Origin of the sequence: Bacillus sp. MMSF_3353, from assembly GCF_030733445.1 — a bacterium.
Taxonomy (GTDB): domain Bacteria; phylum Bacillota; class Bacilli; order Bacillales; family Bacillaceae_G; genus Bacillus_A; species Bacillus_A wiedmannii.
In genome coordinates this window covers 1-18625 of sequence record NZ_JASHJA010000024.1, presented here as the reverse complement: position 1 = coordinate 18625, position 18625 = coordinate 1, and the positions used below count along the sequence as shown (strand labels likewise).

Genomic DNA, 18625 nt, shown 5'->3' with positions numbered 1-18625 from the left:
TTTCTTCACTCCTTCTCACGATAATCATCGCCTTCTACAGCGATTAAATAATGTTTACTCATGCCGAACAAACGGCTCTTTGCTGCATAACCAATCTTTTCAGGTAATGTTTCATCATCTTCATTCGAGCTGTATAAAATCGGCAAATTATGGCGATACCGATAATCAATAATTTGATAGTAGAGGTTCTCTTTCGCTTCTGACCATTTTGACTTCCCTAAGTCATCCCAGATGAGGACCTCTACTTGTTTTGCATGGTTTAACAATCGGTTAAATTCTTTCTTATCATCGTTCATCATCTTGGCTGCAATAAGATCATCCATGAAAGTTCCGTCTGATATAAGCAGTACGCTATACCCTCGCTTCATTAGATACTTTGCTGCAGCTACTTGAAGATGTGTTTTACCAAGTCCAAAACTGTTATGTTCTCTCTTGGCTTGCGCTCGCTTTGCTGGCTCCAATTGCTTAATTCGCAGCTCACCAAATGTTGCAATGAATCCCAAGCTATTTTGTTTTGATTCCTTGATCTCTTTAAAACTCTGCAGATATTTACCCATCGTGCTATACAGAAGCTTTTGTTCCTCTGTTTCTCGTTTGTATGAATCGAACCGAGCATCTGTAAATTCTTCTGGAATCATCGCGTTTTTCAATCTACGCTCCAGTACTCGTTGCGCTTTACATTCACAATCCTTTTGCATTGAAACCCTCATACCAAACTGATTTACTTCTTCGTAGAAAACCACTTCCGAATCCTGACATTTTAAACATCTATACTCGTTTAATGAAACTTGGCATGTTACGCTCTCTGTTTGCATTTTCTTCCTCATAGCTTCTGCTCGTACCATAACCTCTGCCAGTGTGTGCCCTACGTGTTGCATTGTCTACACCACCTCTTTGGTTTTTATAATCCTCATCTAGCTTGATTACATCTGCCATTGTTTTTACGTTGCTTTTTTGCCAGTTCATTAAAATCTTTCGAATGTACGCCCACCTTGGAGCATTTTCATCGATAGCTTTATCAACCGCTCTATTTACTAATTCACTACCAAACGAATCACAAAACTCTCCTAACTCCTGCTCTGCGATTACGCTTAATGGAATGTTACTTTTCATTAAGTGTTCTAAGCTATTTTTAAACTGTGGATCAATTAATGGATGCTGGTTATCATCATCTATATTTGTAGTAATCTCTGTAGTAATCTCTGTATTTGTCCTTACTTCTAAGTTAGGAGGGTCATTACTTTGAAGTAAGGAGGGTGGTGACTTTGAAGTAAGGAGGGTGGTGACTTCTAAGTAACCAGGGTCTTCATTTACTTGTTGATACATGGTAGATATCTTTTTAATTTCTGATGCTACTGGTTCAACAAACATCACATTATTTAAAACCTTTCCATCTACATGGATAGTACGAAATTCAATTTTTATAAGAAACATATCCGTTAGTAAATCACATGCTCTTTTTACTTGTAGCTTTGTAAATCCAAAAGTATCAGCCAACTGTTGATAATTCTTTTGTAATTTATCAGCCTTGAATTTTTTCTTATAAGTGACTTTTCCGTTTATTTCATCACGTATAACTGTGGGTCTATACCAGTAAACTATTTCGCTTAAAACCATAATGGCTACAATATGTGGTTTCCCATTACTGAAAGTGATACGAGTAAACCATTCATGATCTACCACATTTCCTTTTAGGTTCAAACCTCCAATTTCAGATACAGCATTGCTCATGCCGTCTACCCCCTTGTGCAAATCGCGATGTAAGACTCATTTTCCTTAATGACTTTCTCTATTCGATAACCTGGATAACCAGTTTGTATATAACGTGCAATCGACTGCTTCAAATCATCTTTTGACTGTGCTCTCTCCCACAATTTGCGAGAGAGTAGCACTTTGGACATGTTACTCACCTTCAATCACGAAATCACCTTGTCCGTCTCCTTCAGCTGACTGTTCCACTTCAATTGGATCAGCTTCAATAAATTCTGGTTCTTCCGTGATATCTTTACGAACCACTTCGTCCTGCTGCGCTTGTGACTGAACTTCGATGCTGATTGGTAAGTATTTAAACATGTAACGGACCACTGTTTTCTTCGCCATTTCATCATAGTCACTTGCCCATGGGCTACAACTTGAATTCGCCGCTGCAGAACGTTGACGGCGCTTTTCAATTTCACTCTTCGGCATAAATTCCATTTGATGGCCACCATCTTTGAAATGCGCAACTGCATACGCTCCGATAAATTCGCCACGTTCACCAAATGATGGCTTATGCTTTAACTGAGGATGTAAACCAAGCTCATACTCGAACTCATCATTTTCATATACTGCATGTGCGTAAATGCTTTGAATATGACCAGAACGTCTAGCTAAATCAATCATCCCTTTGTAGCCGATAATGAATTGGACTTCCATTTTGTTTTGCTTTTTATTTTTGAACGGTAAAAGGTAGCAATGCCCGAGTAAACCTGGCTCTAATCCTAATTGCACCGCTTGCATTACAGCCCCCATAAGAGAAGGAACTTCACATTCTAATAACTTTGGATTCGTACGGATTGTCGTGAGTGCAATACGACTCATACGCTCCATACTCATGTGCTTTGGTAAAACTTCCGCAAAACGTGGAGCCATTTTCTTCATATAACCTTCAACCAATTTATCCGGTGTTGCAGGTGCGCTTGCCTTACGATTTGCTAATTGATTTTTAATTTGATCGTTAGTTGCCATTATTTATTTCCTCCCTTATTTAACCGTAAATTTTCTTGATTTAGATTCCTTAACATACTGTTCAAATAAATCAGGGTGTTCCGCTTTAAATCGCTTGCTTTCAAAACGATTTGTTGTATATGACTTCCAATAAATTTTGTAGTTCTCCGTTCCACCAACTTCATTGGTACCGAGTTTTGCTTTGATTTTGTTTTCGTACTCTGCCTTTTGTTCTTGCAGAACTTTAATTTCTCGGTCTACTTGGTCACGAGCTTCAATGAGAAGTTCTTCTTGTTTACCTAAACTTACAAAGCTATCTGTAATGGATTCTGGATATAGATGTTTTAATAATTCAGTTGATGCATCCGAACCATCAAACATTGGCGGCTCGTTCTTCTCAACATTGTTGAGCCAGAAGTCTTTTTCAATATCGATAAGGTACTGAATCAATTCCTCATCGCGTTCGATTTTTTTATGAACAAATTTGTTACCACCAATCAATACAGCAATCCACCATGCTTCATAGCCAGTTACGGCCATATAATGTTGACACTGTAAGAGATAAGCCGCTGGAACTTCTTCATCTTCCCACTCTTTTTTTAAATATTCCGACGCTGTTTTACATTCCAAACCAATCTTTTCACCGACAATTAATCGGTCAACATTTGCTAACATCCACGGATATTCAGGGTGTTGAAGGATTGCATTTCTACGTTGAACTTTTAAATCAGTACGCTTGGAAAATTCTTTTGCGACTACTTCTTCCAGAACATTACCGAAGTATGCCGCTTCACTTTGTATATCTTCTTTTTCAATCGCTTGTGTTTTTTCAAGGAACACTTGAACCGCTGATTTCCATTTATTTAAACCTGCAATTGCAGAAACATCTGAGCCACCAATACCTTGTGTACGTGCTTGCAACCATTGATCATGGTCCATATTGAGTGTATTAACCAATACTTTTGCTTGCATGTTCTATTCACTCGCTTCCTGTGATATACTAGCTCTGATTTATTTTTCAAAGGGAACCCATTGCCGTGGGTTCTTGTTTATTCCCCTGCAACAAACCTCGTTGCGTGCCGCTCTAAAAACTTTTCGGCACATTCTTCACAAATTAAACTTCCTTCAAATTCGTAATAGGTCATTCCAAAATACAATTCACCTTCACAATCGCTACAATAGTGTTCGAAGTTTTTTTTGCATGAATCTTGTTGATTGCCTAATACAATTGGATTTTCTAACATTCAACTCACCTCCTCTGAAAGAGTAATGTAATGAGCTCTTTCCACCACGTCCGCGTTTACTCCCTGGCTTCTTAACCGCCTAATAATCCCTAAGATGTTTTTACAATCTCTTTCACGTTCTGCATCATGTTTTTCTTTCGCTCGATACAGTGCTGCAAGTTCTCTTCTTGCCAGACGCGCTTCCTTTACCCACTCACGCAATAACTTTTCATCACGTGTTCTTAATGCTTGGATTTGCATTTGATTACAATAATTTAAGAACTCATCTAACACCTGTTTCTTTTGCATGTCCTTTTGTAAAACCGGTGCTGTAATGCTCATATTTTTTTCACCTTCCTTAATTGCTTATTTTCTTGCTTCAGCTGATCATTCTCGTTGATAAGTTTTGCAAATGTATCAAATAGCGCTACGCCACCCACGACTGACACGATAACCACCCCTGTGATTAAAAGGCTGAATGTACTTTCAATCAACGTTTGGTTCCCCCTTTTGGGCTTCTAGCCATGCTTCCAAATCTTTTTGTAAGAAGAGTAATTTGCGCCCTTCTCGAATAACCGGAAACTGCGGATGGTTTGCAAGTTCATACACTCTGCAAACTGCGATGTTGAGATAAGCAGCTGCTTCTTTCACTCGCAACACCTTGTTTGGTTGTGATTGTTGATGTAAATCAACTAATGCTGATCTGATTTCTTCACGAATCACTTCACGAATTGATTCTTTAATAATTTGATCTAATCCCATTTTGTTTTGCTCCCTTCTATTTAACTTAACCAACTCCAACTTAACTATTAGTTAAGTTACGAACAAAAAATTTTAATTGCATCTAGTTTTACTTTTAGAAACTCAGCAATTTTAACAATTAGGTCATAATAAGGACGGCGTTTGCCATTTTCAATGTACCAATAATATACCTCGGTAATACCAATGGCTTCAGCTACTTCCTTACATGTATATCCTTGTTCTACACGTAGCTGTTTTAGAGTTTTCATATGCAACTCCTCTCTTCCGTTTTTGTTGTTACACTCATAATAACTTAACCAAAGGTTAAGTTCAAGTGTTTTATTAAATTTCTTTTAAAAAATTTTATCTTTCCACTTAACTGATAGTTAATATATAATGACAGTGTAGCACTGTGACACTATCACAGTAATAAAGAAGAAATAATTTCATATAAAATAGAGAAAATAAACTTGGGGTGTTTTTATTATGTTTAATCATGAGAGGCTAAAATCACTAATTGATAAAAGAGGGATTTCCCAACAACAATTAGCTGATGCGATTGGTGTTAGTCATGTTTCTGTTTATAACTATGTTGAGGGAAAAAAGAAACCAGGTATACGTACACTACAAAAGATAGCAAATTTTTTAAAAGTTACTACTGATTACCTGTTAGGATTATCTGATTCACCAGATTTAACAGCAGATCAAGATCTACAACTTACAGAAGAGGCTCAAGAAATTCTTCAAATCATAAATGATCTACCTGAAGAACAACGAAAAAAAGCATTAGAACAACTAGAAATGTTTGTGAATTACGAAAAAGCTAAAGGGAATATTTAATAAAAAAAGACTATCCGAAAAAAATTAGATAGTCTTTTTTACATTGCTTTTTCACTTTCATGTTCACTTAAACAAATAGATAATAATGTTTCTTTTGGATTATCTTCTTCTTGCAGAAGTAAAAGCGCTTTTTTTATCAAATTAACTTCCCCATCTTTACTCTTCATCTTCTCTTATCCCCTTTATTATTTTTGTTATTTTTTTACATAAATTTCTTTTTTGTTCATAAGCCTAAAAAGGAAATCTCCCTTAAAACTACAAATGACACCGTCAATTAAGACGATGTCATTTTAAATTTATATATGTAAACCTATATTTTGGATCTTACCAACCGCCACCAGGGTCAACCATCATTTGCTGAACTACTGGTTTTGAATCATTTGCACTAGGCTTTTCTTTCTCAGAATCAGTGTTAACAACTAGTGTAGTTGCTAATAATAGTACAGGAATAATTGTAATTATTTTTTTCATCTAATCCCCTCTTTCCGATGCTAATTATACCAAATATTCAAATTAAACCCAAGTGAATTTTCGGTAAATTCGAATAAAATATATTTCCTGATTTTTGACACATTAGAAGAGATTGTTTCATTAACTCTTCTCTTTTAGCTCCCTCATATGTTAAAGCTAAATAAGCGGTCTGTATGTCTGTTAATTCACCTGTAGAACTTTTTATTTGATTTAACATCTCCCTCGCTCCTGTTGTATTACCTTGTTTAATCATTAAATATGCCAGCTCACTTGGATGTATAACATCTGTATCACTAATTTCTTTGCCATGGTGAATCTTTAAAAATGATAATGTATGTTGCACCATTTCTTTCTTCTTCTCTACAGCTTCAACCTTTCTATCACCAATCACTTGTAATGTTTTCTCTAGGTAATATTTTGAGTTCTCATATTCACCTACTGAGAAAACATACGATTCACCTAGCTTTAAGTACGCATTTACTTTTGGAAAAGAAAAATAGTTATCCCACTCAAGATCATCTATTAATTTAATACAAACGTTTCTTGCTTCATCTACTTCTCCTCCTTGCAATGAAGTAACAGCAATAGCTTCTCTGTAACGTAATTTGAAGCACTCACGAAGATATTTATTACTAATTTTATCAATTTTAGTTTCTATTGATTTCAGACGCTCATTTAAAGCCGTATAATTTCCTGTTTGATATTGCGCTTGACATAATAAAATTTCAGTTAACAATTCCATCTCAATTGTTTTCACTGATTTACTTGCTACATGCAACGCTTTATAATATAGTTTGGCATTCAACTCACCGGTATATCGTTTATAAATAATCAGATACACACTAGCAAATTCTTTATTTTCAGACACCTTAGACTGTAACTCACTATTTATTACTTCAATCAAAAGATTGAACTTACCTCTTAAAGCTAAGTCCTCCATCGCTTCACGTAAATTCTCTGATTTCGGATTTGTGACATCAATATAATTCTTTAATATATTCCCTTGTACCTGTATGCCTTTATTTAATAGAATAATTGTTTTAGAAAGAAAACCAAAACTAATATCTGTGTTACCTTTAAATACTTTTGTAACAGTACTTGGCTTAACACCCCAATGATCTGCTAGTTTATTTTTTCTTATACCAGCTACACATAATTCTTTTTCAATTTGACCTAGAGCTTTCCACATGCTTTGTCCCCCTTATTGGAACAAGACACACTTCCCTATCATGAACACACACCTTAATGCTGAATTACATCCAAAAGCTGTGTTATACTAGCCGTATACGTTACGAAAACTCGTAACCGAAAGGCTCATGGCAAATGTTTTCCCTACTTCAATTAGGGTTAAACGGTGTAAACGTGTTCCCAGCACATTTACACACGCTATGGGTCTTTTTCGTTCCGTTAAATTATATTATTAAGAATATTCTATCACAATTAACCCAAACATCCATTCTCTCATATTCTGAAAATACTTGAGAAAGTTTATGCAATTAATATACGCCTAGTTTTTTGACAGTTAAAAATATGCAATATTGCATTTGATAATCAGTTTATATGTAACTATAGTGATCGCAAAAATTCAATTATTCTTTTAGAGATGTAAAGTTAACAAATATCTATTGAGATTTTATATTAAAACTACTATCCTGAACCACAATTGTATAAGTTTAACTATCTCCAATTATGTAATCATTTAGTTTTAACTGTATATGCCATAATTTAAGAATAAGAAAAGCCACTCATCTAAGTGGCTTTTCTTATTCTTAATAGACAAACTCAATCTAAATTCACCATTTTCTTTAGGGTATTTTAAAAATGAACATAATTATGATTTTCTACTAAATGGCCTTTTACTCAAATCTGCAGATAAATTATTTAATAAGAAAAGTGCATTTGGAACTGGTGATGGAAACCTCGCAGCTTGAAAATTTGTAAGAAGCGGAGATGCAATAGCGCCATCTATGGTACTACCGGCTTGAACTTGCACCATATCCCCTGCATTCAATTGTACAATCGTAGAAACTGTTACCGCATTTAAAAGCCCAGTATTTCCACCAAAAAAGCTATCATCTCCTGCTATTAAAGTACTGTTAACTGTTATAAATACTTCCGTCACATAATTTAGAGTATCATCAGTAGGACTAAAAATTATAGTAGTAATAATTAAATAGATTCCATCTTGTTGCGGTATAAATGTTGATACACCATCATATTCACCGTTTAAATCGAATTGTGTAGTTTCAAATGTTACTAAAGACAGTGTATTAGCTGTAACGGACTGATCAGTAGATTTGAAAGCTCTGAATGCAGATTCAAATCCTGTTGGACCTGTTGGGCCTGTTATTCCGGTTACTCCTGTTGGACCTGTCGAACCTGTTATTCCGGTTACTCCTGTTGGACCTGTCGGGCCTGTTATTCCGGTTGCTCCCGTTGGACCTGTTAGGCCTGTTATTCCGGTTGCTCCCGTTGGACCTATTGGACCTCCTGAAGGACCTGTTGGACCTGTTGGGCCTGCCGGGCCTCCTGAAGGACCCGTTACTCCGGTTACTCCCGTTGGGCCTGTCGGACCTGTTGCTCCACTTGCTCCCGTTGGGCCTGTCGGACCTGTTATTCCACTTGCTCCCATTGGGCCTGTCGGACCTGTTATTCCACTTGCTCCCGTTGGGCCTGTCGAACCTGTTCCCCCCGTTGGTAGAGTAAATGATGGAATCGGTGGTAATGTGGGTCCTATTAAACTCGAATCCAGTGAACTACTAGATAGATTGTTAGCTTTTAATCCTTCCCATTTCTTTTTCTTCTCCATATTTGTCACTCCAAATAAAAATCATTTGTAAATGAAGAAAACATCAATTGTACAAAATATGATATATATAAGATGTACTATTCCAAATAAAATTTTTGAAATAAAAATATCGCTTTAAGTATACAAATTTCTTTTATAAAATTAACTTTTGCAAAAGACAACCAACATTTTAAATAATCGAGTTTGTTCATATATGGTAAAATGTATCCATCGCTGATATGTCCAACTTTGTAATTTTCATAGCAGCAAAATTACAACTAGACTTATACAACATGATTCAAAACAAAATGAAGGAGTGTTTTAAGTGAAAGGACATATTCGAAAAAGAGGAAATAAGTATTGTATTGTAGTCGACATTGGACCTGATCCAGAGACAGGAAAAAGAAGGCAGAAGTGGTTTTCTGGATATAAGACAAAAAAAGAAGCACAGGCTGATGTTGCGAAGAAGATTACAGAATTAAATGAAGGAACTTTTATAGAACCGTCTAAAGTTACGTTAAAGGAATATCTAAATCATTGGTTAGAAATTAAAAGTATGAGTATAGAAAGAAGCACCTTTGTCGGCTATAGAGCATTTATAAACCAACATGTTATACCTAGTATAGGAATGGTTGCACTCCATAAATTAAATGTTATGCACATTCAAAAATGCTATAAAACTGCGATAGATAAAGGTATTGCAAATAATTCTATTCTGCTTATGCATAGAATATTAAAGAGCGCTTTAAATCTAGCTGTAAAACAAAATATTATTCCTCGAAATCCAGCTGCTTTTGCTGAGATACCGAAAAAAGAAAGAACCTCTATCCAGACTTGGACAGAGGAAGAAGTAAAGAAATTTCTTTTGCATTCACAAGAATCACGATATCACATTGGGTATCTACTTGCAATAACTACAGGTATGCGTATGGGAGAAGTTCTAGGCTTACGATGGCAGGACGTTGATTTTGAAAAACACACCGTTACAATTAACCAAACATCTGGCCATGACAATAAAATCAAAAAAACAGCAAAAACAAATTCATCAAAGCGTACCATTCCTGTACCTAAAGAAACTATAGAATCTTTAAAAAGACATAAGATCTTAATTAATAAAGAGAAATTAAGGTTTGGCTCCGCTTATCAAGATCAAGATTTAATTAATTGTAATGAGTTTGGAAGAATTATAAAAAAAGCGCATTTCAGAAAAAGTTTCATTAGAGATACACACAAAGCGGGTATAAAAGAAATTAAATTCCATGATTTAAGACATACACACGCTACTATACTATTGAAACAAGGAGTTAACCCTAAAATTATCAGTGAGCGATTAGGTCATACAGACATTTCAATGACATTAAGTGTGTATTCGCATATTTTACCGAATATGCAAGAAGAAGCTGTTAAAAACTTCGGTAAAAGCATCTTTGGATAACTTATGTTTGCAAAATGTTTGCATTTTATAAAAATAAGTCAAACAAACGCTATTATATCAAGGTTTGTTTGACCTAACATCTTATATTCTTGATAAAACCTCCGAATTCCTATTGAAACATTTAATAACGGAATATTTTCGCCTCCGCGCGTGATACATTCAAACCGATATACATAGGCGAAATAATCTTGAGTTTTTTCATCTTTAATAGGCTCTGACATTGCCTCACAAATATTTTGTGATCTAAGAGGAGAAAAATATATATCTTCTTCGTTGATATTCTCTAATCGTACAGGTTGTTCACAAAAAATATGTGAAATTAAAGCGGGCACCCACTTAGAATATATTTCATTATCATGTAGTACTGTTAAATTAGAAATTAAATCGTAATGCCATTCATATTTTGGCAATTCTATTAATTTATTAGGTTTCCAATCATGAATCACCTCATACCAACTTTGGAAAATATAATCAAGTTGTTCTTTTCTAATAGGTTCTTTGGATACAATCCATGGTGTATTTTCATTTAATACATATGGATTATGCTGAATAAACAATATATCAGAAAACATATCATATAATCTTTCATTCAATCGTTTCAACTTACTCGTTAATAAAAATGTCTTATAATGTATCTCTACAATATCGAGCCATTCAATAGGAAAATATATAAATGATACGCTTTCGCTTAAAAGAGGTTCTACTATATTTTCAAATGTTAACAACTTTAATTTTTCCATAAAATGATTACTTCCTTTCTTCATTTTTCTTGATCACAAAAAACTAAAGTATTATCACATAATCTATTTATTTAAAAGAACAACAAATACTACTTATTCGATTAACGTATTAATGAAATGACTCTTATAAAAGTTAAAAGAAATTATCATACATAGCCCCCTTATAAATCATAAATGCATTACGTTAGAATTATACAATATATATTAAGTATTGTATTTATGATTTACAATAATTTTACAAAAGAGTATAAAAAGAGGTATTGACCATACATAAGTATAGCAATACCTCTTTTCTTTAACCTATTATATCTTTTACTTCTGTATCCACTAGTCATTTTTCTAAGGCATAAACCATCTCCCAAAATGAATATTCATATTGACTACTAATAATAAAATGCTGTTTCATTCGCTTGCGGTCAGACTCTGTCACTTTTTCAGCGATAATATCTAACCATGTAATTTGCTCTTCAACTAATGTACGGAATCAATCAGATCCGTAAATAGAAAGCCAATCATTTTAAATTGGCTCTTCTGGCTGACACTTTTTTAAACATTTATCAAATTAGTAAGTATACATTAGAAAATCCATCCATAGAATGGCTTTATTTTTCACTTCACAGCTAGAGCTACTGAAAATTATAAAGCTCATCTTGAGAGACAGGAAAAATTATTAACTAGTAATGGCTATCGTAAAGCTAGACGAAACGCTGGAATCCCAAACTCTACTTCATACCACAAACCTACACAAATCTTTGATGGAACTAGTGAACATAGGTGGGCTCTAATATTAAGAATGAAAAAGTATATATAATTGAGTATAGAGAAGATAAAATGGGAAGGGGTTCCCATTTCCATACTGCAGATGATGAAAAAGGAAGACCACTGGAAAAAAGGAAAACATTAAGAAACTAAAGGTGTGAAAAATTTTGAATAATATGAATAAAAGCCGAATCGAAATTCTAAAAATGAAAGCAAAAAGAAAAGCTAGTAGAAAAGAACTGATAGACGAACTTACTAATATTGTTACGATTTCTATGGACTCATTTATGGATGCAGAATCTAATGATTTATTTTGTAAAGAATTATTTAATACGCTAGAACAAAATTCAAACATAAAAAATTTTGGTAGCACTGATTATGAAGAAAACAGAAGACTATCAATAGCGCTGTTAAAAGAAACAGCTAAAACTATTCAATTTCCAGTTAATCAAGGGAGACTCTTTTTCTCTAAGGGTGGTAAATTTGAAGCAGTTAAGCTAAACATTGCTGAAGTATTTGATAATTTAGAAGAATTATCAACCATATCAAGATTTCTAACTGGGTATGCTGATTTTATATTAGTTGGTGATGATTTAGAATACGGCGTATGTATCGAAAGAACGGAATATCATTATGAATTCAGTATGTGGGGAATAACAAAAATCTAAATTATAAAACAATCCACCTTCAGACGATGTAAATCCAATCCTATTGGATGAAAACAATTGGCTTGTATCTAAAAATCATCATTTAGAAGGAATTGGTATACCTGCTGCTACTTTAATTCAAATGAAATAGAATAGCGTTGAAGATAGATAAAAAGTTTCAAATTTAATTAACCTAGTGTTATAATGCGAGAGATTGATAATCATATTTATCTATTAAAGAAGGATTCTCAAATTTCAGCCCCTTGACGCGCACCGTTAGGGACTGAACTCCTTTGTTTCGATAAGAATGATGTAATGTATTTAACTTTTACAATAAAACTAAAAAAGAACACCTTATGTCAGTGCCCTTCTTGCAAATAACAACCTTTATGTAATTGAACATACAGATAAAACTAATCCCCCTAATGTAATTGCACCTAGTAATCCAAATACAAATCCAGTTATGCAAATACAATCAGCAAGACAAATGGAAGACTGCGATAATGGAACAAATGACCTACTTGTACTTGATCCATATTGTTTTATTTTCTCATAATTCATATTTAACATTAATTGTAGACATGTTACACCATCATCATGCGAACGATCTAGCTCAACTGCATGAAGTATACTTTCTTCATCACGAAACTTCACATCAGGAACTATTTTCTTTTTCTTTTTGTTCTTTATATAACGTATATCCGTTTCAATCTGCCAATCGTCCGGACAAAATAAATGCAACCATGCTGCATTCCATAATAGTGCATGAGCTAGTTTTCCTCTCGACACAACTTTCCCATCATCACCGAACATGGCATGCCCTTCTTTGTTCAAATAATATACGTATTCCTTCCTTTGTATTGTTTTACTTACGTATGGTTTTAAATCTCACATAATACGGTTTGCATTTCGAATACCGCCCATATCATGCACACTCATCAAATGTCTCCTTGTTGCAAACTGAAGCTTTCTAATCGTCGCAAGTATTGCAAATCTGACGGTTGATTTTCATGTGACTCTGGATATTCATGTTTTTCCACCTCATATTCTTTTAGATGTTCCCACATGACCTTGTCATCGATATACGGCACTTGCAATACGGTGAAGTTTTCCTTCATATATATAGCTCTTCCTGGAATAGATGGTAGTTGTTCTAATCCGGGCTGATCAATAACAAATTCTGATGCAGTACGAGTCGGTAAACGGAAACCAAGTTTCGCATTCGCCATTTGTTTTACTACCCTTGGCAATGTATCTCCTGTCGGATATTGCGTACAGAAGACAATACGAAACCCTAGTGCTCCTCCAACACGCGCAATGTGACTAAGCATGTATTGACACTCTTCCAGCATTTTATTATGAGCCCTCGGTAATCCTTTTGCAGGCGCGAGTACCGCCCCTTCATCTACTACAATGAAATACCGGTCTTTTTCTATCGTATGAACAATATTCTTGATGCCACGTTCTTTCATGTACTTCCCACGCTCATGCATTTTCTCCATTACTTTTAGCAGCATACCATGTGCTTACTCTGATGTTTCTGCGATTTTTTCAACTTGTTTTAGCTTTTTATATTCGCTAAATTCGAGTCCTTCTTCTTTTAAATCAATTAAATAAAAATGAGCATGATTTGGATTCGCTAACGATAAGGAAGCAAACATGTTTTTAAGAAAGACAGTTTTCCCCATGCGAATTAATCCACCTATAGCCATATGCGGCCTCTCATCAAAATCGTGATAAACAATTGTTTCTAAACTCTGGCCAACTGGAATACGCCATTTTCCTTTCGTTACTAAATCCATTGACCATGACCAGTTCTTCGGTATTTCTCTGTGGAATACACGAATATTCAATTTATAATTATCGTACTGGATCCGTACTGGTTTATTTAGTCCCTCGCTTACCACATCCTCTACCTTCTGAATAATTTTACTGGGCATGCCAAGCGGTAAAGTGTAAACATAAGTCGTACTACGATCATCATCAATTTGTTTTTGGAACTTTGGATATTGCAATTTTTCTTCATTATTTCTTTTAATCGCAATACCAGCTACTTCAAAAAACACCTGTATTTTTCGCTTATCATCATTTTTACTTTTGAACTTTTCACCGAATAATGCCACTGTTATACCTGCAGCTGGAACGAGTAATAATTCAATCATTTTCTCCACTCCCCATATACCCTTTATTAGGGTATATATCCCTTATTTTCGGAATACTCCCGTACACGCTTTATGCCAACGACCAGTAAATGTCCTGAAATTCCACGTTGGTATTCCCCTATAGAAACGCGAAAAGAACATAACGTAGAAGATACAAGAACGAGCCTGTGAGCGTTGTGTACATGGTCATTCGTGGAAGCCAACGTGGAACACTCTGCCCCATTTTTTCTGCAACCTTCATCGTAATCACTGACAAGCCTGTTGCAGTCCATACTACTACCGCTTCACCAACGATTGTCATTTGAATCCCTCTTTTCGAATGAGTTGTAATCCCTTCGCTATCATAACCGGTTGATACTCATTAATGACGTCTCCCCAATCAAGCACTTCATCCTTATCTTCATATAAATCATCCATAATATCGTTCGATAAACGGTAATAGCCTTTATATTCACGATTGTTAAAAACCTCATGTCTTTCCATGTGATCCACAATTGCGTTTGTTTCTTTCTTGCCATTAGAACCCCAATACATATTTCTCAACTCTTTCGATGGATATAGGTAAGGCGTTTCGTTTAAATGTGAGAATTGCCAACGCATATGCGTCCTCTCCCTTCTTGATGTCCTTGATTCCACTTGGTATTCCTCATGGTCTTGATAAAGGTATATGACCTAGAAAGGAGGATTTTGCCTGTCCTTCGAGAAAAAATTCGTAGGACAACTAAAAAAGGGTGATGATATGGAAAGTCGTTTGAAAGAAATTTTGGATGCACGTGGAATTAAATACAGTTTTATTGCTAAAAAAGTTGGGATTGCAACATCCACAATGACTAATTTAATAAAAGGTGGACTTCCAACCTTACCTGTCGCCTATCGCATTGCACGTGTATTGGAAATGAAATTAGAAGAAATTTGGATTGAAGATGAAGAAATAGAATAATCATCATTTGGACATACTCATACTGAGGTGAATTGCATGATTTGGGCAATAGCATTGCTTGTAATTGTTTTTCTAATTGGTGCAATAACAAAAAGTCCGCACGTAACACCTGAAGAAATTAGAACCGAGCGAATCAAAAGAAGTGCAACTCGTAGCAATTTAGAAGTAATGGATCCGAGGGAATTTGAATATTTTGTAGCTGATGTCTTTCGTTCTCTTGGTTATAAAGTTCAAGTAACTTCTGGCTCTAACGATGGCGGCAAAGACATCATTCTTTATTAAGAGAATAAAATGAAATTCGTCGAGGTAAAACGCTATACGAAAAACTCCATTGGAAGACCCTTTATTCAGAAGCTTCATAGCGCAATTGTGGATGCTGATGCTGTTGGAGGATATTTCGTAACACTAAGTCATTTCAATAAGAACGCAAGACAATATGCAGCAAATAAGAACATTGAATTAATTGATGGCAACTCACTTATCGACATGCTAAATTCATAAAAATATAAAGTCCCATACTTTTGAACGGTGGTTTTTCGTTACTAACTCACGCTTTAAACAGAACTTATGTATACTTACCGTACACAACGTATGTCGGAATAGTTCGCAGGAATTTGTGAAATACTAAACGATTTAAATAAAAATCCGAAGCCAACAGTTACAGAAGATATACAAAAACAACTTAAATGAAAACTTATACATTCAATGCAAACTCAAGAAGAAGTATTAATTTCATATTACCACGATAGCTGTATATCAATATGGATACATAACTACTATCCATATTGATATACAAATTTATCTTAGCTTGAGAGGAGTTTCCGCATCACCAATCGCTTGAATCATTTCAATCTTTATGGTAATTCTGTTTGGTGATTCTATAATGTTATCAGCTGAATTACTTTCTACTTTTAAGTTGGGTCCAATAATAGTAACTAGCTCTTCGCTAATATGCAGTATAAAGCCTTTGATATGAATACCTTCTAAAAATAATACAATGTATAAATTAATTAATTGATAATCATATAGTAATTTTTTAATTTGAATTTTTATTTTTTCAATATTATTAGATGTATCTATTTGGTAATAAGATTCTTTTTGATTGAATAATAATTGTGAATTATCTTGCGATAGTATAAATTTTTTGGAGGTTAGTGAAGTATTAAAAGTATCACTTAATTTTAATAAAACCCGAGAAGATTTTTGGTTTTTTGATGATTTTGCAGAAATACCAGTGTTTTTTTTGGATCTGATTGTTTGTGTTGAGGTATCAGGTGTTTCTTGAGGTCTAATTGTTTGTGTTGAGATATCAGGTGTTTCTTGAAATCTGATTGTTTGTGTTGAGGTATCAAGTGTTTCTTGAGGTCTGATTGTTTGTGTTGAGGTATCAGGTGTTTCTTGAGATCTGATTGTTTGTGTTGAGGTATCAAGTGTTTCTTGAGATTTGATTGTTTGTGTTGAGGTATCAGGTGTTTCTTGAGGTCTAGTTGTTTGTGTTGAGGTATCAAGTGTTTCTTGAGGTCTAATCGTTTGTGTTGAGATATCAGGTGTTTCTTGAGGTCCTGATGAATATGCAAAAGATTTTGATGGAATAAAAAACGGAATAGGTTTTATATCGAATAATCTGAATTTAGATTTGGTATTGTCTTGATTTGAACAGAACTTACACACATAATCCCCTCCTATAAAGGTTTGTATTATATTGTAAACATGACTTGTATAAAAGTGATAGTACAATTACCTAAAATATAGATATAACTTATATTTTTCAAACTTTTTTTATAAATTACGATAAGAGTCCTATCAAGAGGCTTGTATGTAATTAATTTCAAATTCCATACTTGATACATTTTTTGTTTATTTGAATTTTATATAACATTAAAAAATGCACTAGGAATACAATACCTAGTGCATTTTTTCACCTTGCTAATTACTCTCCTCGATCATCACTAACTGATAAAATATCACTAATTTTGACACTAATTTGGTTAGGATTTTCAAGTGCATTTCCATTATCATTACTTTCAACTTCTACGCCCTCTCCATTACCACGACGAAGTGTAACAAAGGTTTCTCCGATTCGAGTAATAAGACCTTCTACGTGAAATGAAGGCAAAAATAATACAACCCTCGCTCCTACTAATTGAAATGCGCGTAACAAAGTACGGATTTCATCTTCACGATGTTCTGCCATTTATATCATCCTTTCCTTTAAAATTTATAAAGTAGTGAAGAAGTCTTTTGGAATCCAACCTACTTACTATAAAAAAACTAGTAAAGTAAATCTCATCTTTTTAGTACTGCCTCACTACTTTATAAGATAGATTATGTTTATTCTTGCAATTTGCTTAGACTTGCTCACTAATAATATAAATTCAAACGTCTCCCTATATTTTCAGAAAATTCAAATAATATATTCAGGGGCATTATCTGTGAAAACCTCGATACTTAACATACCAAAGATTACGATAACTTTTTATTTATTAAATTAGATAATAGAATTGAAAACAATAACGTTCTTCCTTATAAAAGTGAATTTCTCTTTTCTTGACAGTAACTAACTCTGAGTTTGCTATAATATAAAATATTTGATCTTTGCTATTATGTACTTTATATTGTGTCCAGCCATTTATTTTTGCATCAATTGTGAATTCCAATCTTTCATCATAGAAACAGTGTATTATACAGGTGCCTTTGATTTAAATACAGAATTTAGATTCAACAAATTAGTAAATATAAATTAAAAGGAGGTTCGTGCTTTTTAGTACATGCTATTATTACGACCGTTCACATAAGTGCTACCGGAAGAAGCGTAAAAAATGCGACTGTGATTGTCTTTGTGAACCTCGCTATCAAACGTTAACATCTGGACCTTTATTTCGCAATTCGGACACCGACTTCATTCAAGTTTCTGCATTTAATCAAACTTACATAGTATGCCTTTCCTAGTAGTTATGGATAGTAATCGAAATTTATTTGTAATCTATCTAAATATCCAATTATCACTAAATATTGATTTAATTTGCAAATATAAATATAATATTAATTGCTATATTTATATTTATTAATGAAATAAGTAATTAATTTGTAAAAAATTAATTAAAAGGAGCTCACTAATGAAATTCAAACAAATTATTATAGCAGGCGCTGTTCTTGCTACATCAACGTTTACC

At 34.1% G+C, this 18625-nt stretch carries 22 protein-coding genes and 4 pseudogenes; 5 read left to right on the top strand and 21 right to left on the bottom strand.

Annotation, left to right across the window (positions count from 1 at the left end; translation table 11 throughout):
- Window positions 1-5: 5 nt before the first annotated feature.
- The 9 genes from RBB48_RS25850 to RBB48_RS25810 all read right to left on the bottom strand — a co-directional run bounded on the left by RBB48_RS25850 (window position 6) and on the right by RBB48_RS25810 (window position 4939).
- Window positions 6-698 (bottom strand): ATP-binding protein, encoded by a 693-nt coding sequence (locus RBB48_RS25850; protein ID WP_306008301.1) that lies wholly within the window; start codon window positions 696-698, stop codon window positions 6-8.
- A 70-nt stretch (window positions 699-768) separates the two neighbouring features.
- A complete protein-coding gene (locus RBB48_RS25845; protein ID WP_306008300.1) occupies window positions 769-1731 on the bottom strand; it encodes a DnaD domain-containing protein in 963 nt (320 codons plus the stop codon).
- 5 nt (window positions 1732-1736) lie between these two features.
- Window positions 1737-1901: a hypothetical protein gene (locus tag RBB48_RS25840; RefSeq protein ID WP_306008299.1), complete on the bottom strand. Its 165-nt coding sequence runs from the start codon at window positions 1899-1901 to the stop codon at window positions 1737-1739.
- Window position 1902: 1 nt separating this feature from the next.
- A complete protein-coding gene (gene recT / locus RBB48_RS25835; RefSeq protein ID WP_306008298.1) occupies window positions 1903-2727 on the bottom strand; it encodes a recombination protein RecT in 825 nt (274 codons plus the stop codon).
- Between the two features lie 15 nt (window positions 2728-2742).
- The gene (locus tag RBB48_RS25830) at window positions 2743-3678 is read right to left on the bottom strand and encodes a YqaJ viral recombinase family nuclease (RefSeq protein ID WP_306008297.1); all 936 of its coding nucleotides are present in this window, start codon (window positions 3676-3678) and stop codon (window positions 2743-2745) included.
- A gap of 77 nt (window positions 3679-3755) precedes the next feature.
- Window positions 3756-3950, bottom strand: coding sequence for a hypothetical protein (locus tag RBB48_RS25825; protein WP_088060329.1), 195 nt, complete (start codon window positions 3948-3950; stop codon window positions 3756-3758).
- Window positions 3951-4271 carry a hypothetical protein gene (locus RBB48_RS25820; RefSeq protein WP_306008296.1) on the bottom strand — a complete coding sequence of 107 codons (321 nt, stop codon included), beginning with the start codon at window positions 4269-4271 and terminating at the stop codon, window positions 3951-3953.
- A gap of 144 nt (window positions 4272-4415) precedes the next feature.
- Complete coding sequence (locus RBB48_RS25815; protein WP_098289238.1) at window positions 4416-4691, bottom strand: helix-turn-helix domain-containing protein; 276 nt, start codon at window positions 4689-4691, stop codon at window positions 4416-4418.
- A gap of 56 nt (window positions 4692-4747) precedes the next feature.
- Window positions 4748-4939: a helix-turn-helix domain-containing protein gene (locus RBB48_RS25810; protein WP_306008295.1), complete on the bottom strand. Its 192-nt coding sequence runs from the start codon at window positions 4937-4939 to the stop codon at window positions 4748-4750.
- Between the two features lie 217 nt (window positions 4940-5156).
- Between RBB48_RS25810 and RBB48_RS25805 the strand changes: the two genes are divergently transcribed.
- Window positions 5157-5510: a helix-turn-helix domain-containing protein gene (locus tag RBB48_RS25805; RefSeq protein WP_098364234.1), complete on the top strand. Its 354-nt coding sequence runs from the start codon at window positions 5157-5159 to the stop codon at window positions 5508-5510.
- A 38-nt stretch (window positions 5511-5548) separates the two neighbouring features.
- On the opposite strand, the gene RBB48_RS25800 is transcribed toward RBB48_RS25805, so the two are convergent.
- The 4 genes from RBB48_RS25800 to RBB48_RS25785 all read right to left on the bottom strand — a co-directional run bounded on the left by RBB48_RS25800 (window position 5549) and on the right by RBB48_RS25785 (window position 8790).
- Window positions 5549-5677 (bottom strand): hypothetical protein, encoded by a 129-nt coding sequence (locus RBB48_RS25800; protein ID WP_255288538.1) that lies wholly within the window; start codon window positions 5675-5677, stop codon window positions 5549-5551.
- A gap of 157 nt (window positions 5678-5834) precedes the next feature.
- The gene (locus RBB48_RS25795) at window positions 5835-5981 is read right to left on the bottom strand and encodes a complement C1q protein (protein ID WP_306008294.1); all 147 of its coding nucleotides are present in this window, start codon (window positions 5979-5981) and stop codon (window positions 5835-5837) included.
- Between the two features lie 37 nt (window positions 5982-6018).
- Entirely contained in the window at window positions 6019-7170 is a 1152-nt protein-coding gene (locus RBB48_RS25790; RefSeq protein WP_306008293.1) for an AimR family lysis-lysogeny pheromone receptor, read from the bottom strand.
- A 642-nt stretch (window positions 7171-7812) separates the two neighbouring features.
- Complete coding sequence (locus tag RBB48_RS25785; protein WP_306008292.1) at window positions 7813-8790, bottom strand: exosporium leader peptide-containing protein; 978 nt, start codon at window positions 8788-8790, stop codon at window positions 7813-7815.
- A gap of 304 nt (window positions 8791-9094) precedes the next feature.
- Here RBB48_RS25785 and RBB48_RS25780 point away from each other — a divergent pair, with 304 nt between their 5' ends.
- A complete protein-coding gene (locus RBB48_RS25780; RefSeq protein WP_306008291.1) occupies window positions 9095-10204 on the top strand; it encodes a site-specific integrase in 1110 nt (369 codons plus the stop codon).
- A 38-nt stretch (window positions 10205-10242) separates the two neighbouring features.
- On the opposite strand, the gene RBB48_RS25775 is transcribed toward RBB48_RS25780, so the two are convergent.
- Together RBB48_RS25775 and RBB48_RS25770 are read right to left on the bottom strand one after the other, a co-directional pair.
- On the bottom strand, window positions 10243-10944 hold the full coding sequence (locus RBB48_RS25775) for a pPIWI_RE module domain-containing protein (protein ID WP_306008290.1): 702 nt from the start codon (window positions 10942-10944) through the stop codon (window positions 10243-10245).
- A 331-nt stretch (window positions 10945-11275) separates the two neighbouring features.
- Window positions 11276-11494: pseudogene (locus RBB48_RS25770) on the bottom strand (thiaminase II/PqqC family protein); the annotation flags it as partial.
- Between the two features lie 376 nt (window positions 11495-11870).
- Between RBB48_RS25770 and RBB48_RS25760 the strand changes: the two are divergent.
- Window positions 11871-12371, top strand: a complete 501-nt coding sequence (locus tag RBB48_RS25760) for a YxiF family protein (RefSeq protein ID WP_306008289.1) — start codon at window positions 11871-11873, stop codon at window positions 12369-12371.
- Between the two features lie 501 nt (window positions 12372-12872).
- Here the strand turns inward: RBB48_RS25760 and RBB48_RS25755 are convergent.
- The 4 genes and pseudogenes from RBB48_RS25755 to RBB48_RS25740 all read right to left on the bottom strand — a co-directional run.
- Window positions 12873-13211, bottom strand: a pseudogene (locus tag RBB48_RS25755) (replication-relaxation family protein); the annotation flags it as partial.
- A gap of 109 nt (window positions 13212-13320) precedes the next feature.
- Window positions 13321-14512 (bottom strand): annotated as a pseudogene (locus tag RBB48_RS31750) (FtsK/SpoIIIE domain-containing protein).
- 118 nt (window positions 14513-14630) lie between these two features.
- Window positions 14631-14813 (bottom strand): hypothetical protein, encoded by a 183-nt coding sequence (locus RBB48_RS25745; RefSeq protein WP_061674231.1) that lies wholly within the window; start codon window positions 14811-14813, stop codon window positions 14631-14633.
- A complete protein-coding gene (locus tag RBB48_RS25740; RefSeq protein WP_088122225.1) occupies window positions 14810-15112 on the bottom strand; it encodes a hypothetical protein in 303 nt (100 codons plus the stop codon). The genes RBB48_RS25745 and RBB48_RS25740 overlap by 4 nt, the downstream gene beginning before the upstream one ends.
- A gap of 139 nt (window positions 15113-15251) precedes the next feature.
- Between RBB48_RS25740 and RBB48_RS25735 the strand changes: the two genes are divergently transcribed.
- Complete coding sequence (locus tag RBB48_RS25735; protein WP_000445877.1) at window positions 15252-15452, top strand: helix-turn-helix domain-containing protein; 201 nt, start codon at window positions 15252-15254, stop codon at window positions 15450-15452.
- Window positions 15453-15488: 36 nt separating this feature from the next.
- Window positions 15489-15953 (top strand): annotated as a pseudogene (locus tag RBB48_RS25730) (restriction endonuclease).
- A 297-nt stretch (window positions 15954-16250) separates the two neighbouring features.
- Here RBB48_RS25730 and RBB48_RS25720 read toward each other — a convergent pair.
- Window positions 16251-17123 carry a hypothetical protein gene (locus RBB48_RS25720; RefSeq protein WP_306008288.1) on the bottom strand — a complete coding sequence of 291 codons (873 nt, stop codon included), beginning with the start codon at window positions 17121-17123 and terminating at the stop codon, window positions 16251-16253.
- 259 nt (window positions 17124-17382) lie between these two features.
- On the bottom strand, window positions 17383-17646 hold the full coding sequence (locus RBB48_RS25715; protein ID WP_000807636.1) for a hypothetical protein: 264 nt from the start codon (window positions 17644-17646) through the stop codon (window positions 17383-17385).
- Window positions 17647-18625: the final 979 nt, after the last annotated feature.

Bases quoted from the DNA above. Each gene is read 5' to 3' on its own strand.
- RBB48_RS25850 (WP_306008301.1), bottom strand. From the start codon at position 698: ATGCAAAAGGATTGTGAATGTAAAGCGCAACGAGTACTGGAGCGTAGA.
- RBB48_RS25845 (WP_306008300.1), bottom strand. From the start codon at position 1,731: ATGAGCAATGCTGTATCTGAAATTGGAGGTTTGAACCTAAAAGGAAAT.
- RBB48_RS25840 (WP_306008299.1), bottom strand. From the start codon at position 1,901: ATGTCCAAAGTGCTACTCTCTCGCAAATTGTGGGAGAGAGCACAGTCA.
- recT (WP_306008298.1), bottom strand. From the start codon at position 2,727: ATGGCAACTAACGATCAAATTAAAAATCAATTAGCAAATCGTAAGGCA.
- RBB48_RS25830 (WP_306008297.1), bottom strand. From the start codon at position 3,678: ATGCAAGCAAAAGTATTGGTTAATACACTCAATATGGACCATGATCAA.
- RBB48_RS25825 (WP_088060329.1), bottom strand. From the start codon at position 3,950: ATGTTAGAAAATCCAATTGTATTAGGCAATCAACAAGATTCATGCAAA.
- RBB48_RS25820 (WP_306008296.1), bottom strand. From the start codon at position 4,271: ATGAGCATTACAGCACCGGTTTTACAAAAGGACATGCAAAAGAAACAG.
- RBB48_RS25815 (WP_098289238.1), bottom strand. From the start codon at position 4,691: ATGGGATTAGATCAAATTATTAAAGAATCAATTCGTGAAGTGATTCGT.
- RBB48_RS25810 (WP_306008295.1), bottom strand. From the start codon at position 4,939: ATGAAAACTCTAAAACAGCTACGTGTAGAACAAGGATATACATGTAAG.
- RBB48_RS25805 (WP_098364234.1), top strand. From the start codon at position 5,157: ATGTTTAATCATGAGAGGCTAAAATCACTAATTGATAAAAGAGGGATT.
- RBB48_RS25800 (WP_255288538.1), bottom strand. From the start codon at position 5,677: ATGAAGAGTAAAGATGGGGAAGTTAATTTGATAAAAAAAGCGCTTTTA.
- RBB48_RS25795 (WP_306008294.1), bottom strand. From the start codon at position 5,981: ATGAAAAAAATAATTACAATTATTCCTGTACTATTATTAGCAACTACA.
- RBB48_RS25790 (WP_306008293.1), bottom strand. From the start codon at position 7,170: ATGTGGAAAGCTCTAGGTCAAATTGAAAAAGAATTATGTGTAGCTGGT.
- RBB48_RS25785 (WP_306008292.1), bottom strand. From the start codon at position 8,790: ATGGAGAAGAAAAAGAAATGGGAAGGATTAAAAGCTAACAATCTATCT.
- RBB48_RS25775 (WP_306008290.1), bottom strand. From the start codon at position 10,944: ATGGAAAAATTAAAGTTGTTAACATTTGAAAATATAGTAGAACCTCTT.
- RBB48_RS25745 (WP_061674231.1), bottom strand. From the start codon at position 14,813: ATGACAATCGTTGGTGAAGCGGTAGTAGTATGGACTGCAACAGGCTTG.
- RBB48_RS25740 (WP_088122225.1), bottom strand. From the start codon at position 15,112: ATGCGTTGGCAATTCTCACATTTAAACGAAACGCCTTACCTATATCCA.
- RBB48_RS25735 (WP_000445877.1), top strand. From the start codon at position 15,252: ATGGAAAGTCGTTTGAAAGAAATTTTGGATGCACGTGGAATTAAATAC.
- RBB48_RS25715 (WP_000807636.1), bottom strand. From the start codon at position 17,646: ATGGCAGAACATCGTGAAGATGAAATCCGTACTTTGTTACGCGCATTT.